Annotated in this window: 17 protein-coding genes and 1 pseudogene; 8 read left to right on the top strand and 10 right to left on the bottom strand. The window is 73.5% G+C overall.

The window, feature by feature from the left end:
- The first annotated feature begins 226 nt into the window (after positions 1-226).
- Entirely contained in the window at positions 227-967 is a 741-nt protein-coding gene (locus J7E94_RS19060; protein WP_215016930.1) for a family 16 glycosylhydrolase, read from the top strand.
- A gap of 44 nt (positions 968-1,011) precedes the next feature.
- Positions 1,012-2,463, top strand: a complete 1,452-nt coding sequence (locus J7E94_RS19055) for a PQQ-binding-like beta-propeller repeat protein (protein ID WP_215016928.1) — start codon at positions 1,012-1,014, stop codon at positions 2,461-2,463.
- Here the strand turns inward: J7E94_RS19055 and J7E94_RS19050 are convergent.
- Together J7E94_RS19050 and J7E94_RS19045 are read right to left on the bottom strand one after the other, a co-directional pair.
- On the bottom strand, positions 2,450-2,704 hold the full coding sequence (locus J7E94_RS19050; protein WP_215016926.1) for a DUF397 domain-containing protein: 255 nt from the start codon (positions 2,702-2,704) through the stop codon (positions 2,450-2,452). The two genes, J7E94_RS19055 and J7E94_RS19050, sit on opposite strands and share 14 nt — an antisense overlap.
- Positions 2,688-3,524 (bottom strand): helix-turn-helix transcriptional regulator, encoded by an 837-nt coding sequence (locus J7E94_RS19045; RefSeq protein ID WP_215016924.1) that lies wholly within the window; start codon positions 3,522-3,524, stop codon positions 2,688-2,690. The genes J7E94_RS19050 and J7E94_RS19045 overlap by 17 nt, the downstream gene beginning before the upstream one ends.
- A 115-nt stretch (positions 3,525-3,639) precedes the next feature.
- Between J7E94_RS19045 and J7E94_RS19040 the strand changes: the two genes are divergently transcribed.
- Positions 3,640-3,858 (top strand): hypothetical protein, encoded by a 219-nt coding sequence (locus tag J7E94_RS19040; protein ID WP_215016922.1) that lies wholly within the window; start codon positions 3,640-3,642, stop codon positions 3,856-3,858.
- Positions 3,855-4,514: a hypothetical protein gene (locus J7E94_RS34700; protein ID WP_251056887.1), complete on the top strand. Its 660-nt coding sequence runs from the start codon at positions 3,855-3,857 to the stop codon at positions 4,512-4,514. Before J7E94_RS19040 ends, J7E94_RS34700 begins: the two co-directional genes overlap by 4 nt.
- A gap of 108 nt (positions 4,515-4,622) precedes the next feature.
- Here J7E94_RS34700 and J7E94_RS19030 read toward each other — a convergent pair whose 3' ends face one another.
- The 5 genes and pseudogenes from J7E94_RS19030 to J7E94_RS19010 form a co-directional block, all read right to left on the bottom strand.
- Positions 4,623-5,036 carry a PIN domain-containing protein gene (locus tag J7E94_RS19030; protein WP_215016920.1) on the bottom strand — a complete coding sequence of 138 codons (414 nt, stop codon included), beginning with the start codon at positions 5,034-5,036 and terminating at the stop codon, positions 4,623-4,625.
- Positions 5,033-5,305, bottom strand: a complete 273-nt coding sequence (locus J7E94_RS19025) for a CopG family transcriptional regulator (protein WP_215016918.1) — start codon at positions 5,303-5,305, stop codon at positions 5,033-5,035. Before J7E94_RS19025 ends, J7E94_RS19030 begins: the two co-directional genes overlap by 4 nt.
- A 235-nt stretch (positions 5,306-5,540) precedes the next feature.
- Positions 5,541-7,028 carry a PTS transporter subunit EIIC gene (locus J7E94_RS19020; RefSeq protein ID WP_215016916.1) on the bottom strand — a complete coding sequence of 496 codons (1,488 nt, stop codon included), beginning with the start codon at positions 7,026-7,028 and terminating at the stop codon, positions 5,541-5,543.
- 58 nt (positions 7,029-7,086) lie between these two features.
- Positions 7,087-8,019, bottom strand: coding sequence for an N-acetylmuramic acid 6-phosphate etherase (gene murQ / locus J7E94_RS19015; protein ID WP_215016914.1), 933 nt, complete (start codon positions 8,017-8,019; stop codon positions 7,087-7,089).
- Positions 8,016-8,912, bottom strand: a pseudogene (locus J7E94_RS19010) (MurR/RpiR family transcriptional regulator); the annotation flags it as partial. The pseudogene J7E94_RS19010 and the gene murQ, both read right to left, overlap by 4 nt.
- Positions 8,913-9,626: 714 nt before the next feature.
- Here J7E94_RS19010 and J7E94_RS19005 point away from each other — a divergent pair.
- Together J7E94_RS19005 and J7E94_RS19000 are read left to right on the top strand one after the other, a co-directional pair.
- On the top strand, positions 9,627-10,004 hold the full coding sequence (locus J7E94_RS19005; RefSeq protein WP_215016912.1) for a hypothetical protein: 378 nt from the start codon (positions 9,627-9,629) through the stop codon (positions 10,002-10,004).
- Positions 10,005-10,011: 7 nt separating this feature from the next.
- Complete coding sequence (locus tag J7E94_RS19000; protein WP_215016911.1) at positions 10,012-10,281, top strand: DUF4031 domain-containing protein; 270 nt, start codon at positions 10,012-10,014, stop codon at positions 10,279-10,281.
- 185 nt (positions 10,282-10,466) lie between these two features.
- Here J7E94_RS19000 and J7E94_RS18995 read toward each other — a convergent pair whose 3' ends face one another.
- Together J7E94_RS18995 and J7E94_RS18990 are read right to left on the bottom strand one after the other, a co-directional pair.
- On the bottom strand, positions 10,467-11,681 hold the full coding sequence (locus tag J7E94_RS18995) for a Cmx/CmrA family chloramphenicol efflux MFS transporter (protein WP_215016932.1): 1,215 nt from the start codon (positions 11,679-11,681) through the stop codon (positions 10,467-10,469).
- A 129-nt stretch (positions 11,682-11,810) separates the two neighbouring features.
- Complete coding sequence (locus J7E94_RS18990) at positions 11,811-12,488, bottom strand: hypothetical protein (protein WP_215016909.1); 678 nt, start codon at positions 12,486-12,488, stop codon at positions 11,811-11,813.
- A 132-nt stretch (positions 12,489-12,620) separates the two neighbouring features.
- On the opposite strand from J7E94_RS18990, the gene J7E94_RS18985 reads away from it, so the two are divergent.
- Positions 12,621-13,307, top strand: coding sequence for a copper homeostasis protein CutC (locus tag J7E94_RS18985; RefSeq protein WP_215016907.1), 687 nt, complete (start codon positions 12,621-12,623; stop codon positions 13,305-13,307).
- Between the two features lie 468 nt (positions 13,308-13,775).
- Here the strand turns inward: J7E94_RS18985 and J7E94_RS18980 are convergent, their stop codons facing one another.
- Positions 13,776-15,866, bottom strand: coding sequence for an AAA family ATPase (locus tag J7E94_RS18980; protein WP_215016905.1), 2,091 nt, complete (start codon positions 15,864-15,866; stop codon positions 13,776-13,778).
- Positions 15,867-16,345: 479 nt separating this feature from the next.
- On the opposite strand from J7E94_RS18980, the gene J7E94_RS18975 reads away from it, so the two are divergent.
- Positions 16,346-16,531 (top strand): hypothetical protein, encoded by a 186-nt coding sequence (locus J7E94_RS18975; RefSeq protein ID WP_215016903.1) that lies wholly within the window; start codon positions 16,346-16,348, stop codon positions 16,529-16,531.
- Positions 16,532-16,581 lie beyond the last annotated feature (50 nt).

The following is a 16,581-nucleotide window of genomic DNA, read 5'->3' as shown; positions in this document are numbered from 1 at the left end:
ATCGACCCACCACCACGGACGTTCCCTGCGCTGCGCGCCGGGGGCCGGACGCTGCTTGACGTGGCCGTGTCCTGGGGAGTGGAACGGGAGCGCGGAGTGAAGCCGCCGGAGCTGTTCCGCGCCTTCAGCGAGGCGGCGCGCGACACTGGTCGCTGAGTGCTTCTACGCGCTCACTCTGGGTCATGTTTCCTGCATGGGTGTGTCCGCTCGGGGGCACACACCCTGCATGAACCCGGAACAGCTCGGCTGGCTGCGGCGCTTGACGTCCCGCCTCGCCCCGGCGGTCGGCGGTGGCGGAGCGGTCGCGCTCAGGCCGCGCCTCGCCCCCGTCTTCACCGCCGATTTCGCCTCGCCCACCCAATGGGTCGCGGGCCGCTCGTGGGCGTATCCCGACGGCGGCCCGACCAACCCGGGGGACAACAAGCTGGACCACCTCGTCGACGATCCCGCCTACAGCCGCGGCGGCGTCTTCCGGGCGACGCCGAGGCCCGACGGCAACTGGGACACCGGGCTGCTCACCACGGAGGGCACCGACGAGGGGTTCATGGTGCGCACCGGCGACGTGCTGGAGGCCCGGGTGAAACTCCCGGTGGAGACGGGCGCCTGGCCGGCGATCTGGACCTGGCGGGACGGCGGCCAGGAGATCGACGTCTTCGAGTACCACCCCGACAACCCGGATCTGCTGGAGCTCTCCAACCACGTCCGCGAGGCGCACCGCTACCACCGCGACCCGTCGGTGCGGCCCGGCGCCTGGGTCGACTTCAAGGTCGAGTTCGGGCGGAAATCGGTCGTCTGGTGGGTCAACGGCGCCCGCGTGTTCGCGGACCGCAGGGGCGTGGGCCGCTCCTGGCACGCCTACCTCATCGTGAACCTCTCCGTCTCGGCCGGGCGCTACCACCCGGCGCCGGGCCCGGGGGCGACGGAGATGTCGTACGAGGTCTCGGGGCTGTCCGTGTACCGGAGTTAGGCCGTCCTGTCCCTCCCGGCCGTTAATCTGCGGCCGGGGGGATTATGGACAACACACCACGCACACCACACACACCACCGCTGTCCGAGCGGCTCTTCGGGCTTCTCCGGCTCGTCGTCACCGCCGCGCTCGGCGCGGTGACGCTGCTGTACTGCGTGCTCTTCCTGAAGATGGGGCTCGCCGACATGCCCGGCAGGTGGTGCGGCGTGGACAGCTGCCCGCGCGGCATGGGCTGGCTGCTGCTCTTCATCCCGCTCCTGGGGATCGCCGCGGGGCTGCTGTGGAGGAGCGTCAGGCAGGCTGCGGACCTCCGCCGCTCCTGCCTCGTCCGGGTACTCGCCGTCGTCGTGGCGCTCGCCGCGCTGTGGCCCGGCTGGACGGGCTACGAGTGGATGCGCGGCCCGCAGATGGACCTCTTCGGCTGGCAGGTCCCGACCCAGCCGGTGTCGGTGAAGCCGGTCGGCGTCTGGAACCCGGACCGGTCCGGGATGCTGGTGCGGGCGCGGGCGGACGGCCTCATCGCCTTCAACGGGGAGGGCCGAAAGAACTGGCGGCTGCCCGCCCCCGACGGGACCGCCGTCTGCGCGCTGAGCGGGAACACGCCGTCGGGCATCGGCCTCCTCGCGTACGAGGGGGACGGGCGGGACGGGCGGGGGTGCGGATCTCAGGTCGCGGCCGTGGACCTGGCGGAGGGCCGCAGGCTGTGGCACAAGGACTTCACCGCGCGGGCCCTGGTGGCCGCCGTGGGCACCGCCGCCGTCGTGGCGGAGGAGGGCGCCCTGGTCGGCCTCGACCTGCGCGGGGGCGGGGAGCGGTGGCGCGTCGCGATCCCGCGCGAGTGCCGGGTCGAGGCCGTCGACGGCGCCGGGGACCGGGTCCTGTACGTGGAGCAGTGCACCGGCGGCGCGCCGTCCCGCCTCTCGGCCGTGGACGCCACGACGGGCGCCCGCGCGTGGCAGACCTCGCTGCCGACGTCGGGCCCGCCGGGCGGGGTCCGCTTCTTCTCCGCCCAGCCGATCGCGGTACGCGTCACGGACGCGGTGCTGCTGTTCGACGGGGACGGCCAGGCGCGAGGCTCCGTACCCGTCTCGGGGCTGGAGGAGGACCTGCTGCCCGAGCCGGCCCCGGTGGTGACCGGCGGCCTGCTGGTCGCCCCGGTGACGGCCGGGAAGAAGGCCGGGCTGTCCGCGTACTCCCTCACCGACGGCCACCGGGTCTGGCACGCCGGGTTCGGGAAGGAGGCCGTCCGTGCGCTGGCGGTGGGGCGCGGGGGCGAGGTCGACGTGGTGACCTCGGGCCCCTGGTGGACCTACCTCACGCACGTGGACGCGGCCAAGGGCAAGCGCCGGGAGGAGCCCACGATCCTGCGCGAACTGCCCTTGGGCAGCCGCTTCGTGTTCTTCCCGGGCCCGCCCGGCAGCTACGTCTTCGTGAACCTGGACCAGAGCGACGCCCTGCCGCCGACCTTCGACATCGACCCGGTCAGAGGCTGGTGACGAAGGCCGCCCAGGCCGGTCCGTTGAAGGTGAGGTGGGGGCCGTCCGGGACCTTGGAGTCCCGGACGGGGACGATGCCGGGGTGGCCGTCGGCGACTTCGACGCAGCTGCCGTTGCTCGCGTCGCTGTGGGTGGACTTGCGCCAGGTGGCCATCTCCAGGCAGTTGCCGCCACTGCCGTCACTGTAGGTGGACTTGTGCCACGTGGCTGCGGACAGGTCGTACTCAGGCGTGCTGGTCATGCGCGTAATCCTCCGCTACAGACTCGATCAGAGCCAGCGATTCACGTCGCGGCAAGGCGTCGGCCGTGAGGAGATCGTAGGTCAGGGAGTGACGGGTGACCGTGGCCGGATCGTCAAACAGCAGGCCCGTTCCGCTGCCTTCGATGTAGGCGAGGGGAGGAGCGTCCTCGAAGGACATGAGCTTGATGGAATCGCCCGTGGATGCGTGGGCGCCCGCATGGAACGGGAGCACTTGGACGACGATGCGATGTGCCCGAATCAGGATCGTGAGGTGGCCCAAGGCTTCGGCCATCACAGCAGCGTTGCCGACCACCCTTCGTAGAACAGCCTCGTCAAGGACGATCCACAACAAAGGCGTTGTTGGGTCAGTCAGAAGCGCGGCCCGGGCCAGCCGATTCGTGACGAGCTCGTCGATGGTGTCCTCGCTCGCTGTCGGCTGGTACGCGCGGAACACTGCCCGCGCGTACGCCTCCGTCTGCAGCAGCCCCGGGATGATCAGGGGCGCGTACTCCCGGATCGCCGTCGCCAGGGCCTCGGCCTCGGCCGCCGCCGCGAAGTGGTCTGGGTACTTGGACTTGGCCGCGGCCCCGCAGTTGCGGACGAAGAAGCCGCCTGTGCTCAGGATGTCGTCTATCTGGCGGGCGAATTCGAGGTGCATGCGCCGCGTCCCCGCTTCGAGCTGGCCGATGAACGAGCCGCTGACGAAGAGGGGTTCGCCGAGTTCGGCCTGGCTGAGGCCGGCCCGCTCGCGGGCGACGCGCAGTTCAGCGCCGAGCAGGGCGCGGGGTGAGGAGGACGGGTCGAGGTTCTTTCCTGCCATGGCAACTCCCTGGCCAACACGTGCGGTTGTTGCGGTGTCCGCATTGAAAGGCTAACGAGCGCGTCGCCACTCTGTGTACTGAAGCTGAATACGCAGAGTAGAAAGGTGACATGTCATGGTGCTCACGCCGAAGGAGCGCACGCGGGCGGCCGAGGAGGCCGTCCACCAGCTGAGGGAGTCCCTGGCGGGGGTGGGGGTCGTGTCCCCCTCGCTGGGCGTCGATGGGGTGTCGGCGGCCGGGACGTACGGACTGCCCCTCGTCGACCTCGGACGGTGCAACCTGGACACCGCGCTCCGGCTGGCCGCCGTACTCCACGAGCGGGCCCGCGCATGAGCGAGGCGGTCGGGGCGGCGGAGTTCGCCTTCGAGCTCGGGTGGAAGCTGCGGGGGCTGGAGACGGTCCTTGCCGGCGGCGGATGGAGGCGTGGGGGCATGGGGCTTTCCGTACGCGTGCAGCGTGACGGCGACGGCGGGTCGTGGACGGCGGTCGGGGACGACGGGGAGCGGCGGGAGACGCGTTCGGCCGATACGGCGGACGAGGCCACCGCGCTGGTGCACGAGGCCTTCGGCCTGACGGCGTGGCGCCCGCTGCCGCCTCCGCCGCCGGGGTGGCAGCGGTTCACGCTGATCCACTGCCCGGTGGGGGACTGGCCGGGCTTCGGGGACGCGCGCTACGACCGGCTCAAGGCGCGGCCGCCGCAGGGGTGCGCGGTAGAGGAGCTCGGCGGGTACTTCGCGCTGCGCTGCGAGCGGCCGGGCGTACGGCTGTTGGACGCGGTCGCCGAGACGTGCCGGGAGATCCGGGGCGAGTACGGGGTCCTGATGACCGACCTCGGCATCGAGAAGCTGTGGGAGTGGTCGGCGGACGGTACGGACGGCTGGGGCGCGGAGATCGTGGGCCAGCTGCTCCTGATGGCGGCCGAGCGCGGCCCGAAGCTCGGCTATGACGTGGAGGACCTGGTGCGCTTCCTGCGTACCGCCGTCGGCTGAGGAGCGGTGCACCCCGGAGGGGTTCGCCGTCGTACTTGCCGGCTGCGCGAGGGCGCGCAGCCGGCCGGCCGGGAACCGCGGGGGGTCCTCGACGGTTCCCGACGGGTGTCAGACCTTCACGGCGAGGAGGGCCTTGCCGCAGAGGGCGGTCAGGTCCTCGGGGTCGGAGGTGAGGACGGTGACGGGCCCGGGCGCAGCGAGGGCAGTGGCGGCGAGCATGGCGTCGATGGCGTACTTGTGGCCGTGCAGGCCGGCCTCCCGGAGGAGGGCTACGGCACGTCGGGCGACCTCTTCGGTGACGGGTTCGATGACGATGCGGGACAGCGCCCAGGTGAGTGCCGCCTGATTGATGCCGGGGTGCATCACCTCGACCAGCGTCGCGGTGCTTGTGATCACGCGGACGTCCCGGGCGCCGGCAGCAGCCAGCCATCCGACGACCTCCCGGTCCCGGAGGACGTACTTCGCGAGCCCTTCGCTGTCGAGGACGAGGGTGCCCGCAGGGGTAACCGAGGGTGGGGTCATGCGGCCTGTGACTCGCTCTCGCTGGTGGCCGACTGCTCCTGGCGGGTGCGCAGCAGGATGTCGGCCTTGGCCTGGATCTCTTCATGGGTGATGGGGCCGATCTCCGCTTCGGCGGCGGCGATGAGCTCGTTCAGGTTGTCCCGCTCGATCTGGCGGGCCACGGCGGCGGTGACGTAGGCGGACAGGCCCGAGGGACCGCTGCGGGCGCGAGCGGCCTCGGCGACGTCGCGGGGCATCGAGATGGAGTACTTCTGGGTGGGCTCACTCATGCCACCCATGCTACTTCCGATGCCACCGCCATACGCGGAGTATGGGGCGAAGGAGTACATGTGCATAGGCTGCTGGCATATGCGACCGCGGGGTGCGTGTTTGCGGGCCGGTTCGCCCTGCGGAGTGAGCGTTCGGGACTGTGTCCGGTCGGCCAGTCGGCCGGACTGTACGGGGGACTCGGCGGGGAGCGGCAGGCGCACGGCATCGTGCGCGCCGCTCCCCGCACGGCAGGCGTTACGCCGGCACCGGTGCCTTCGGCGGTTCGGCCACGGCGGCCGCCGCGGGCTCAGGGTCGGTGTTGAGGTCGGTCAGCATCTGGTCGGTGAAGCCGAAGAAGAACGTGGCGGCGAAGCCCACCAGGTAGCCGACCGTCAGGCCGCCCGCGTAGATGGCGAGGGTGGCGCCCATGCCCGACGTGCCGTCCAGCAGGGGGAACAGCGCCCAGCCCGAGGGGCCGATCGCGGTGGAGCCGAAGGCCATGCCGAGCTGGTGGAAGAGGCCGACGAAGGCGCCGCCGGCCGCGCCGCCGACGCAGGCGGTCACGAACGGGCGGCCCAGGGGGAGGGAGACGCCGTAGATGAGGGGTTCGCCCACGCCCAGGAAGCCGGCGGGGAGGGCCGACTTGATGGTGGTGCGGAGCGAGCGGTTGCGCGGGAGCCGGTAGTAGACGGCGATGGCCGCGCCGACCTGGCCCGCGCCCGCCATGGCGAGGATGGGGAGGAGGACGGTGTAGCCGGACTGCTCGATGAGGGTGGTGTGGAGGGGGATCAGGGCCTGGTGCAGGCCCAGCATCACGAGGGGCAGGAAGAGGCCGCCCAGGACCAGGCCCGCGAAGGCGCCGCCGGTGGCGAGCAGCCAGTTGGCGAAGCTGCCGATGGCGGTGGAGGCCGCGCCCGCGAGGAACATGAGGCCGAAGATGGTGACCAGGCCCGAGACCAGGACCGTGAGGGTGGGCGTGACCAGGACGTCCAGGGCCTCCGGGATCCGGCGCCGGCACCACTTCTCCACGTACACGGCGAGGAGCGCGGCCGCGAGCGCGCCCAGGACGCCGCCCTGACCGGGGGAGAGGTGCCGGCCGAAGGCGTCGATCTTGGCGATGCCGGGGAAGACGATGATCGCGGCGACCGCGCCGCCCAGGATGGGGGTGCCGCCGAACTCCTTGGCGGTGTTGTGGCCGACGAAGACGGCGATCAGCGACATGAAGCCGGAAGCCATGGCGGCGAGCGCCGGGACCACGGCGGGCAGCCAGCCCATCGTGGTGAGGACGCCGTTCAGGCCCGCGATGATGCCGCAGCCGATCAGCGCCGGGATCAGGGGGACGAAGATGTTCGCGACGCGGCGCAGGAACAGCTTGACCGGGGTGGCGTTGCGGGCCTTCTGAGCCTTCTTCAGGGCTGCGCCCCGCTCGGCCAGTTCGTCCGCGGTGACGGCGTGCGTCGCGGCGGGGGCGGCCGTCGCTGTACGGCCTTCCTCCACGAGCGCTTCGAACTCCGGGGTGACGCGGGCGACGGTGCCCGGCCCCAGCACGATCTGGTAGGTGTCGTCCTCGACCACGCCCAGGACCGCCGGGAGGGCCTTGAGGGCCTCGTCCTGGACGAGCGCGCGGTCGCGGAGCGCGATGCGCAGGCGGGTCATGCAGTGCGCGATCGAGGTGATGTTGTCCGGGCCGCCGACCAGAGGAAGGATCGCGGCGGCTGTGGCGCGGTTCTTGTCAGTGGACATGTGGGGGTCGCCTTGCGTTGGGGTGCGAGGGGGACGGGCAGGGGTGCGGGAGCGCAGGTCAGCGGGGCTGGGGGGCCTGGGCGAGGGCTTCGCGGAGGTGGCCCCGGGAGGAGGACAGGAGCGCGGCGGCCTGCGGGGCGTCGACGGCGCCGAGGATGACGAGGATGGCGTTCTTGACCTCGCCGCCCGTGGCGGTGAGCGCGGCCTCGATCTCCTCCTCGGGCGCGCCGGTGGCCAGCGCCACGATGCGGCGGGCGCGGGCGCGCAGCTTCTCGTTCGAGGAGCGCATGTCGACCATGAGGTTCCCGTAGGTCTTGCCCAGGCGGATCATGGTGATCGTCGAGATGAGGTTGAGGACGAGCTTCTGCGCGGTGCCGGCCTTCAGGCGGGTGGAGCCGGTGAGCAGTTCGGGGCCGGTGACGACCTCGATGCCGTGTTCGGCGGCCGCGGCGAGCGCGGAGCCGGCGTTGCAGGAGAGCCCGACGGTGAGCGCGCCGCGGGTACGGGCGAACTCCACGGCGCCGATCGCGTACGGGGTGCGGCCGGAGGCGGAGATGCCGATCACGGTGTCGTCGGGGGTGAGGCGCAGCGCGGCGAGGTCCGCCGCTGCCAGCTGCTTGGAGTCCTCGGCGCCTTCGACGGCCTTGACCATGGCGGAGGGGCCGCCCGCGATCAGGCCGATGACCTCGGCCGGGTCGGTGTTGAAGGTGGGCGGGCATTCGCCGGCGTCCAGCACGCCCATCCGCCCTGCCGTGCCGGCGCCCGCGTAGACCAGCCGCCCGCCGCGTGCCATCCGTACGGCGATCGCGTCGATCGCGGCGGCGATGCGCGGCAGCTGCTCGGCGACGGCGGCCGGGACGGTGGCGTCCTCCGCGTTCATGGTGCGGGCGATGTCGAGGGTGGACAGCCGGTCGATCTCGGCGAGTTCGGGGCGGAAGGCCTCGGTGGTCAAGGTCTCCAGCTGGGCGCGGAGTTGAGCGTAGGGGGTCATGGGCGCGGCTCCTGGCGGGTGGCGCGGTGGCGGGGGGCGAGGGCCTCGTAGGAGGCGGCGAGGGCGGGCGCGGCGGTCTCGTACGTCTGCTGCGCGATGCCGACGAACAGGCAGTCGACGACGAGGAGCTGGCTGGTGCGGCTGGACATGGCGGCCGGGCGCAGCTGCGTCTCGCGGGCGGCGGAGGTGGCCAGTACGAGGTCGGCGTAGTGGGCGACGGCGGCGTTCGGGCGGCCGGTGAGGGCGACGGTGGTGGCGCCGCGCCCGAAGGCCGTACGGAGGGGCTCGATCACGTCGCCCGTGGAGCCGGAGTGGGTGATCGCGACGGCCGCGTCGCCGGGGCGCAGCTGGACGGCGTTGGTGACGGCGAGGTGGGGGTCGCTGTGGGCGTGCGCGATCAGGCCGATGCGCAGCAGCTTCTGGGCGAGGTCCTGGGCGACGAGGCCGGAGGCGCCGACGCCGTAGATGTCGATGCGGCGGGCGGTGGCGAGGGCGGTGACGGCGGCGGCGAGCTGGGTGAGGTCGAGGCCGGCGGCGGTGTCGGCGAGGGTCTGCGCCTCCTCGCGGGCCAGTTTGGCGACGACGTCGGCCAGGGGGTCGTCGACGGCTATGTCGACGGTGACGGCGGGGGCGGAGCCGGACTCCTGCTGGGCGGCGAGGGCGGCGAGCGCGAGGCGCAGGTCGCGGTAGCCGGGGTAGCCGAGGAGGCGGGCGGTGCGGACGACGGTGGCCTCGCTGGTGCCGGTGTGCTCGGCGAGGGCGGAGACGGTGAGCTGCGCGCACCCGGCGGGGTCGGAGGCCACGGCTTCGGCGACGGCTTGCACGGAGCGGGTCATGGAGGGCCCGAGACTCCGCACGCGGGCTTGGAGGGCGGCGGGGGCCGGGGCCGGCGGAGCCGGCGCGGGCGGGGTGGCCTGGGCGGTGGCGGCGCGGGCTGGGGCGGCGGCTGTACGGGCTTCGTCGGCAGGCGGCTTGGCGGTGCGGGCCGGGGTTTTGGCGGGGGTGGCCCCGGGGCCAGTTGCCTTGGGGTCCCGGGCGGGGACCTTGTCGGCGGTGGCCCCGGTCGCGGCGGTGCGGGCCTCGGCGGCAGTTGCCTTGGGGTCCCGGGCGGGGACCTTGTCGGCGGTGGCCCCGGTCGCGGCGGTGCGGGCCTCGGCGGCAGTTGCCTTGGGGTCCCGGGCGGGCGCTTTGGCGGCGGGGGCCTCGGTCACGGCGGCCCGGGCGGTGCGGGCCTTGGAGCCGCGGGCGGCCCCTTCGGTCGCCGCGGCGGGGCCGGCTCTGGTCCCGGCCCTGGCCTCTCCGGCCCTGGCTGGGCTGGTTTCGGCTCCGGCACCGGGTCGGGCCCCGGCTCCGGCCCCGGCCCCGGCCCCGGCCCCGGCCCCGGCCCCGGCCCCGGGTCGGGCCCCGGCCCCCGCCTTGGGCGGACGGGCTTCGGGGGCGGCGGCGGGTCCCGGGTTGAAAGTTTCTTTCGGGCGCTTGCTCACTCCTGAAAGCTATTTTCAGCTCCGGGGGGCGTCAAGGCGCCGTGAGCCATTGGGCCGCCGGGTCCTCCGAAGTGCGCAAAACGGGCCTTCGCCTCTTGGCGCATGCAGGTCCACAATGAGCGCATGGACCACGCAACCCCCCTGGAGCAGGCGCTGCACGTCGCCCGTGCACTTGTTCTCGCCGATCTCGCCGCCGGCGAGGTCGCCGATGCCGATGTCGTCTCCCTCGTCGAGGACTCGGTCACGCACCGCCGGTGGTGGGTGGAGCAGTGGCCCGAGGGGCTCGGCTACCTCTCCGGACTCGTCGCCCAGGACGTGCAGGACGCGCTGCTGGAGAAGCACGGGCGCTGGCCGCTGTGCCCGGTCTGCGTGCACGGTGATCCGCACGCGCTGGACGTGGAGCCGGAATTGGGGCCCGACCCGCACTGGGTGTGCTCGGAGGCCGGTGTGCGGGTGGCGGCCGTGGGCGCCCTTGGCCCGGTCTTCCACCCGAGCCGGTGAGCCGCCGGTGACGGTGTACATCGACCCGCCGACCTGGCCGGGCCACGGCCGCATGTGGTCGCACCTGGTCAGCGATGCCTCGTACGAGGAACTGCACGCCTTCGCGGCGGCCATCGGCTGCCCGCCGCGCGCCTTCGAGCGGGACCACTACGACGTCCCGTCGGACCGCTACGCCGACGCGGTCGCGGCCGGCGCGGTCGAGATCGGCAGCAAGGAACTGGTCCGCCGCATCACGGCAGCCGGCCTCCGCCGCCCGAAGGGCCGGCCGCGGGCGTAGGGGGTCTTCGGCGCGGTCAGCCTGCGCGGATGATCCCTGGTGCTGTGGCCGAAGGGTGTGCCGGGGCGCGGCGTCCGGTGCNNGTGCCGTGCCTGGGGCACCTCGCCGTGGGGGTCCCCCGGACGGAGTCCGGGGGAGGTGGCTGGGGGAGCATCGCGACCCGGTGAACTTTTCCGGTCACAGCGCTAGACCCGTTCGGACACCGGGGCCGGGACCCCCGTGGCGGAGGAGGCCACGACGCGGGTCGAGGTGGCCGGGCGGCGGTCCAGGCGGAGGGCCACCGCGGCGAGGGCGATCGCGGTGAGGGTCATGGCGGCGCCCGCCCAGGCGGTGGCGGAGAAGCCGAGGTCCGCGTCGATGACGGTGCCGCCCAGCCAGGGGCCGCCGGTGTTGCCGAGGTTGAAGGCGGCCGTGGTGGTGGCGCCGGCCAGGGTCGGGGCGGCGCCGGCCACATTGAACATGCGGGCGTTGAGCGCCGGGGCGGTGAAGAAGGCCGAGAAGCCGATCAGGAAGGCCAGGATGATCGCCGCGACCTGGAACGGCGCCAGGAGCGCGAGCGCGGTCAGGAAGACGGTCGAGGCGGTGATGCCCCAGATCATCACGCCGAACAGGTGCGCGTCGGCGACCCGGCCGCCCACCGTGGTGCCGGCGAGGGCGCCGATCCCGAACAGGGCGAGGACCCACGGCACCCAGCCCGAGTCCAGCCCGGCCACGTCCGTGAGCAGCGGCGACAGGTAGCTGAAGGCGCAGAAGACGCCGCCCGCGGCCAGGGCGGTGATGCCGATGGCGAGCCACACCTGGCGGTCGCGGTAGATGCGCAGCTCGCGCCCGAGCGAGGGCTTCTCGGCGGGCAGCGGGAGCTTGGGGATCAGCGCGAGGACGCCGGCGAGGGCGATCGCGGAGGCGGCGCCGACCGACCAGAACGCGGAGCGCCAGCCCAGGTGCTCGCCGAGGAAGGCGCCGGCGGGCACGCCGAGGACGTTCGCGATGGACAGGCCGCCGATCATGACGGCCATCGCGCGGGCCCGCTGGTCCTTGTCGACCATGGCGATGGCCACGGCCGCGCCGACGGCCCAGAAGCCGGCGCAGGCGAGGGCCGAGACGACGCGGGAGGCGAAGAGGAGCTCGTACGAGGGGGCCAGCGCGCCCGCGATCTGCCCGAGGCCGAAGAGGCTGATGAGGGAGATGAGGGTGGTGCGGCGCGGCAGCCGCAGGGTGGCCACGGCCAGCAGCGGCGCCCCGACGACCATGCCGATCGCGAAGGCGGATATGAGCAGGCCCGCCTGGGGGATGGTGACGTCCATGTCCGCGGCGATGGGCGGCAGCAGGCCCGAGAGCATGAACTCGCTGGTCCCGAGCGCGAAGACGGACAGACCGAGAACGTAGACGGCGATGGGCATGCGGGGGCGTGCGGCGGCTGCGGGCATGACTGTCACCAACCATGGCGAACGGGATCGAATTCCCTGGGAGCGTGCCAGGCGTGCCAGGCGAGTCAGGCGGGGTCAGGCGTGTCAGGCGTGTCAGGCGTGTCAGGGGTGTTCGGTGAGCCCGGCGAGTTCGGCGGAGAGGTTCGCGCGGGCCGGGGCCTCCCAGTGGGCGGCGCCGTACGGGGTGCGGAAGAGCCGCGGCAGGTCGAGCAGCTGTCGGAGCACGGCCGCGCGGCCGGCGCGGAAGGCGTCGTCCGGGACGAAGCCGTACTCGGCGCGGACGGCGGCGGCGTACGCCGCGTACGCCGCCGTGTCTCCCGCGAGGACCGCCAGGTCCGCGTCGCAGAGCACCTCGCCGTTGGCGTCGCCGGGGGCGGGGTCGTGGGTGACGGTGAGCCGGACCAGCCGGGCCACCTCGGCGGTGCGGGCGGGGTCGATGCCGAGCTCGGGGAGGGCGCGCTCGGCGAGGGCGGCGCTGCGCTCCTCGTTCTCGGAGCGGTCGGGGCGGTAGACGGCGTCGTGGAACCAGGCGGCGAGCTCGACGGCGGCGGGGTCGTCGGCGTAGGGCGCCAGTACGTCTGTCCGTGCCAGTACGTCAGCCAGGTGCGCGGTGGTGTGGTAGCGGCGCTGCGGCTCCGCCCAGGCGGTGAGGAGGCGGTCCGCGTAGGGGGCGGGATCGCCGCTCGCGCCGGCGGCCGTGACGGTCGCCCGCCAGCGGGCGCGGAGGGCGGTGGTGTCGGCCGGGTCGCTTGTGTCGGTGTGCGGGGCGCCTGTGTCCATGGGCACATTGTGGGGGTGGCGTGATGGTGCTGGTGGAGCGGTGGCGGAGGCCCGTACCCTGGATATTGGACTAGACCTATTTTCCATTCGGGTCATGGGTCATACGCGCAGTTTTCCGAAGGATGGGATCGAATGAGCAACCGTGCGCTCCTGGAGGTGATCGCCCTCGACGTGGAGGACGCGGTCGCGGCCCAGGCCGGTGGGGCGGACCGACTCGAGCTGGTCACCGACATGGCTGCCGACGGGCTCACCCCGCCGCGCGAGACCTTCGCGGCGATCAGGGCGGCGGTCGACATCCCGCTGCGCGTGATGCTCCGCAAGTCGGACGGTTTCGCGGCGGGTGACGTCTCCGTACTGGTGGGGGCGGCGCGGGAGCTGCGGGCGGAGGGGGCGGAGGAGTTCGTCCTCGGCTTCCTGAACCCGGACGGCACCCCCGACCTGACCGCCGTCGAGGCGCTGGCGGCGGAGCTCGGCGGCTGCCGCTGGACCTTCCACCGGGCGATCGACCGGGCGGCGGACCGGGACGGCCTGCGCAAGGCGCTGGCGGATCTGCCGGGTCTGGACACGTACCTGACGGCGGGCTCAGCGGCGGGGGTCGAGGAGGGCCTGCCGGTGCTCGTGGCGGAGGCGGCGCGGAGTGGGGAGCCGGGGTACGGGGCGCGGATCCTGGTCGGCGGCGGGCTGGCGCTGTCCCACCTGCCGGTGCTGCGCGGGGCGGGGATCGACGCCTTCCACATCGGCGGGGCGGCGCGTCCCGACGGGTGGGCGGGCCCGGTCTCGGCGGCCGCCGTCGCCGAGTGGCGGGCCGCCTTGGCCTAGGCCCCGGCCCCTGGGGCTCCGCCCCCGACCCCGCGCCTCAATCGCCGGCGGGGCTGGGTTTGGGCCCGGGTGGGCGTGTGGGTGCGGCTCGGGGCCCCTGGGGCTCCGCCCCCGACCCCGCGCCTCAATCGCCGGCGAGGCTGAGTTTGGCTCGCGTGGACCTTTGGGTGCGGCTCAAGGCCCTCGGGCTCCGCCCCCGACCCCGCGCCTCAATCGCCGGCGGGGCTGAGTTTGGCTGGCGCCTGCCTGCCCGGAGGGCTGGTTGCCGCGTAGCGGCATATCCAGCCCCGCCGGCGTTTGAGGCGCGGGGGTTCGGGGGCGGAGCCCCCGCAGCGGCGCGGCACCCGTACAGCCGGCCCCGTCTGGCTGGTGGCACCCGTACAGCCGGCGCCGCAGGGCTGGCGGCACCCGTACGGCCGGCCCCGCAGGGCTGGCGGCACGCGTACGGCCGGCCCCGCCGGAGGGGGGTCAGGACAGGGCCGGGGGCAGGGCAGCCGCGTGGAGTACGGACAGGCCCGAGACCGCGCGGGTGAGGCAGACGTACAGGCGGCGCAGGCCCGTGCGTTCGTCCGGCTCGCCGTCGACGATCGCGGCCGGTTCGTCCAGGACCACGTAGTCGTACTCCAGGCCCTTCGCCAGCGACGCCGGCACCAGCGTCAGGCGGGACTCCGCCGTCGTCTCCTCGCCGGGCGAGAGGTGGGGCAGGTCCGCCGCCCGCAGGGCATCGGCCAGGACCGGGATCCGCGCATCCGCCGCGATCAGGCCGATCGAGCCCTCGTGGGACAGGGAGGCGCGGCAGGCCTCGACCACCGACCCCGTGAGGTCGTCGGTCCGCGTAACGACCAGCGAGCCCGGCGTCTCGCGGACCGAGGAGACCGGGGCCAGGCCCGGGGAGATCGCCGGCAGCAGCCGCGACGCGTACGCGATCACCTCGCGCGGCACGCGGAAGCCCGCCGTCAGCTCCTCCAGCACCGCCTGCGGCTTGCCCAGGTGGGCGAGGGCCTCGTCCCAGCTGCGGGTGGCCCACGGCGTGGTGCCCTGCGCGAGGTCGCCCAGCACCGTCGCCGAGCCGGTCGTGCAGCGCCGCCCCACCGCCCGGTACTGCATCGGCGACAGGTCCTGCGCCTCGTCGAGGACCACGTGGCCGAGGGAAGGGGTGCGCTCGACGAGGTCCGCCGCCTCGTCGATCAGGACCAGGTCGGCTGCCGACCACTTCGCCGACTTCACGCTCCGGAACGGCTTGGGCGAGAGCAGCAGCTTCTGTTCGTCGGCCGTGAGGACACCCTCCGCGTGCAGCGCCAGGAACTCGGGGTCGGAGAGCAGCCGCAGCACCAGCTTCGCCGGCTCCACCGGCGGCCAGATCTCCTTCACCGCGGCCTTGACCGCCGCGTTGCGCGCGACTGCGTCCTGGACGCGGTCGTCCGGCGCCTCGCCCGCCTGCTCCATCCGTACGAGGACCGCGTGCGCGATGCGCTGCGGCAGCGCGTCGCGGGCCGCGCCGTAGCGGATGTCGCGGTTCTGCAGCTCCTCGACCATCTCGGCCAGCTCGTACGAGGGCACGCGCCAGCGGCGCGAACCGCGCACCACCATCAGCGCCTCGGTGGGCGGCGTGACGTGCGAGCGGAGGGCGCGGCTCAGCACCTGCGCCATCCGGGCGTCGCCCTTGACCACGGCGGTTTCGGCCGCGTCCGTACCGCGTACCTCCAGGCCGTCGCGCGCGACCAGGTCGTCGACGGTGGCCTGCTTGACCTCCAGCTCGCCCAGGGCGGGCAGGACCTGCTCGATGTAGTGCAGGAAGGAGCGGTTCGGCCCGATGACGAGGGTGCCGGTGCGGGCGAGGCGGTCGCGGTGCGCGTAGAGGAGGTACGCCACCCGGTGCAGGCCGACCGCCGTCTTCCCGGTGCCGGGGCCGCCCTGCACGCAGACGGAGCCGGACAGGCCGGAGCGGACGATCTCGTCCTGCTCCGGCTGGATCGTCGCGACGATGTCCCGCATGGGGCCGACGCGCGGCCGCTCGATCTCCTGCTGGAGCAGCTTGCTGACCGCGGCGGCCTCGGTGGGGTCGGAGAGGTGCTCGTCCTCGTACGCGGTGAGCTCGCCGGCCGTGTAGCCGAAGCGGCGGCGCAGCGCGACGTCCTGCGGGTCGGTCTTGGAGGCCCGGTAGAACGGCTGGGAGACGGGGGCGCGCCAGTCGATGACCATCGGGTCGCCGCCGGAGTCGTGGACGTGGCGGCGGCCGATGTAGAACTGCTCGCCCTCCGCACCCTCGGCGAGCTCCGCGCCCGGGGCGCGCAGGTAGTTCAGGCGGCCGAAGAAGAGGGGCGTGTGGGCGAGGTCGGCGAGGGCCTTGATGCGGTCGTCGATCTGGGCCTGGAGGACGATCGCGTTGACCCAGTTCGCGGTGACGTCGCGGATGTCGAGGGCCTCGACGTCCTCGCGCATGGCGCGGAGCGCGGCGCGGGAGGCGGTGAGGTGGGCGCGTTCGCGGGCGAGCGGATCGGATTCGGGGGCGGATCCGGGGGCGGATACGGGAGCGGACTCGGGGGCGTGCGCGGGCACGGGACTGCCTCCAGCTGCTGGCGTAGGAACAGATGCCCGCCGGTACCGGCCGGTGGGCGGCTCTCCCCGGTGAGGCTGCGGGAGGCGGCAAGAGCGGAGATTCTAGTCATGGGGGCGGGGTGGCGCGAATGGATTACGGGGCCGGAGGGCCCCTCGCGGCGGGACCGCCGTACGGGTGTCATACCGGGGAGTGTCAAACCTTGGGCAGAGCCACTAGGCCCGTACTTCGCAGGTCACCCGTTAGGAACGCCTCAACTCAAGATCGTTGGCCGATCTCGGCCGCGTTGGCCCAGCCGTGACAGACCGCACGGCGTCAACTATCCGATGGCGACCGATCGCGACCGGTTGATCTTCACGATCGGGTGACCTGCGAAGTCCGGGACTAGGGGGCGGCATGGGCCGTGAGGAGGACGGGGGAGGCCTTGAGGTTCCGCCTGCGGGGCGATGCGAGGGGGCGGGGGAAAACGCACCATGGATACATGAGCACCGCGACCTTCACCCCGATCCGGGGCGGCCGCCCCGGCGGCGCCACCGCCACCTCCGATTCCCCTCCGCGCCACAGCCTCGGCAGCGTCCTGCGGGCCGCCAAGGTCTTCGCGGCGACTGCCGTGAGCGTCGTCGTCCTGGGCGAATACGCCGAGGACGCGGGCGTCATACGCCGCTGATTCCTCCGGCCGGCGCGCCCGGCACGATCCCCCCGGCCCCCGGCCCCCGG

Source organism: Streptomyces sp. ISL-94, assembly GCF_018614075.1.
Taxonomy (GTDB): domain Bacteria; phylum Actinomycetota; class Actinomycetes; order Streptomycetales; family Streptomycetaceae; genus Streptomyces.
Note: the sequence above shows the minus strand (reverse complement) of the source record. Positions and strands in the feature narration are given on the sequence as shown.

Coding starts and splice junctions, on each gene's coding strand:
- J7E94_RS19060 (WP_215016930.1), top strand. CDS start 227: ATGAACCCGGAACAGCTCGGCTGGCTGCGGCGCTTGACGTCCCGCCTC.
- J7E94_RS19055 (WP_215016928.1), top strand. CDS start 1,012: ATGGACAACACACCACGCACACCACACACACCACCGCTGTCCGAGCGG.
- J7E94_RS19050 (WP_215016926.1), bottom strand. CDS start 2,704: ATGACCAGCACGCCTGAGTACGACCTGTCCGCAGCCACGTGGCACAAG.
- J7E94_RS19045 (WP_215016924.1), bottom strand. CDS start 3,524: ATGGCAGGAAAGAACCTCGACCCGTCCTCCTCACCCCGCGCCCTGCTC.
- J7E94_RS19040 (WP_215016922.1), top strand. CDS start 3,640: ATGGTGCTCACGCCGAAGGAGCGCACGCGGGCGGCCGAGGAGGCCGTC.
- J7E94_RS34700 (WP_251056887.1), top strand. CDS start 3,855: ATGAGCGAGGCGGTCGGGGCGGCGGAGTTCGCCTTCGAGCTCGGGTGG.
- J7E94_RS19030 (WP_215016920.1), bottom strand. CDS start 5,036: ATGACCCCACCCTCGGTTACCCCTGCGGGCACCCTCGTCCTCGACAGC.
- J7E94_RS19025 (WP_215016918.1), bottom strand. CDS start 5,305: ATGAGTGAGCCCACCCAGAAGTACTCCATCTCGATGCCCCGCGACGTC.
- J7E94_RS19020 (WP_215016916.1), bottom strand. CDS start 7,028: ATGTCCACTGACAAGAACCGCGCCACAGCCGCCGCGATCCTTCCTCTG.
- murQ (WP_215016914.1), bottom strand. CDS start 8,019: ATGACCCCCTACGCTCAACTCCGCGCCCAGCTGGAGACCTTGACCACC.
- J7E94_RS19005 (WP_215016912.1), top strand. CDS start 9,627: ATGGACCACGCAACCCCCCTGGAGCAGGCGCTGCACGTCGCCCGTGCA.
- J7E94_RS18995 (WP_215016932.1), bottom strand. CDS start 11,681: ATGCCCATCGCCGTCTACGTTCTCGGTCTGTCCGTCTTCGCGCTCGGG.
- J7E94_RS18990 (WP_215016909.1), bottom strand. CDS start 12,488: ATGGACACAGGCGCCCCGCACACCGACACAAGCGACCCGGCCGACACC.
- J7E94_RS18985 (WP_215016907.1), top strand. CDS start 12,621: ATGAGCAACCGTGCGCTCCTGGAGGTGATCGCCCTCGACGTGGAGGAC.
- J7E94_RS18975 (WP_215016903.1), top strand. CDS start 16,346: ATGAGCACCGCGACCTTCACCCCGATCCGGGGCGGCCGCCCCGGCGGC.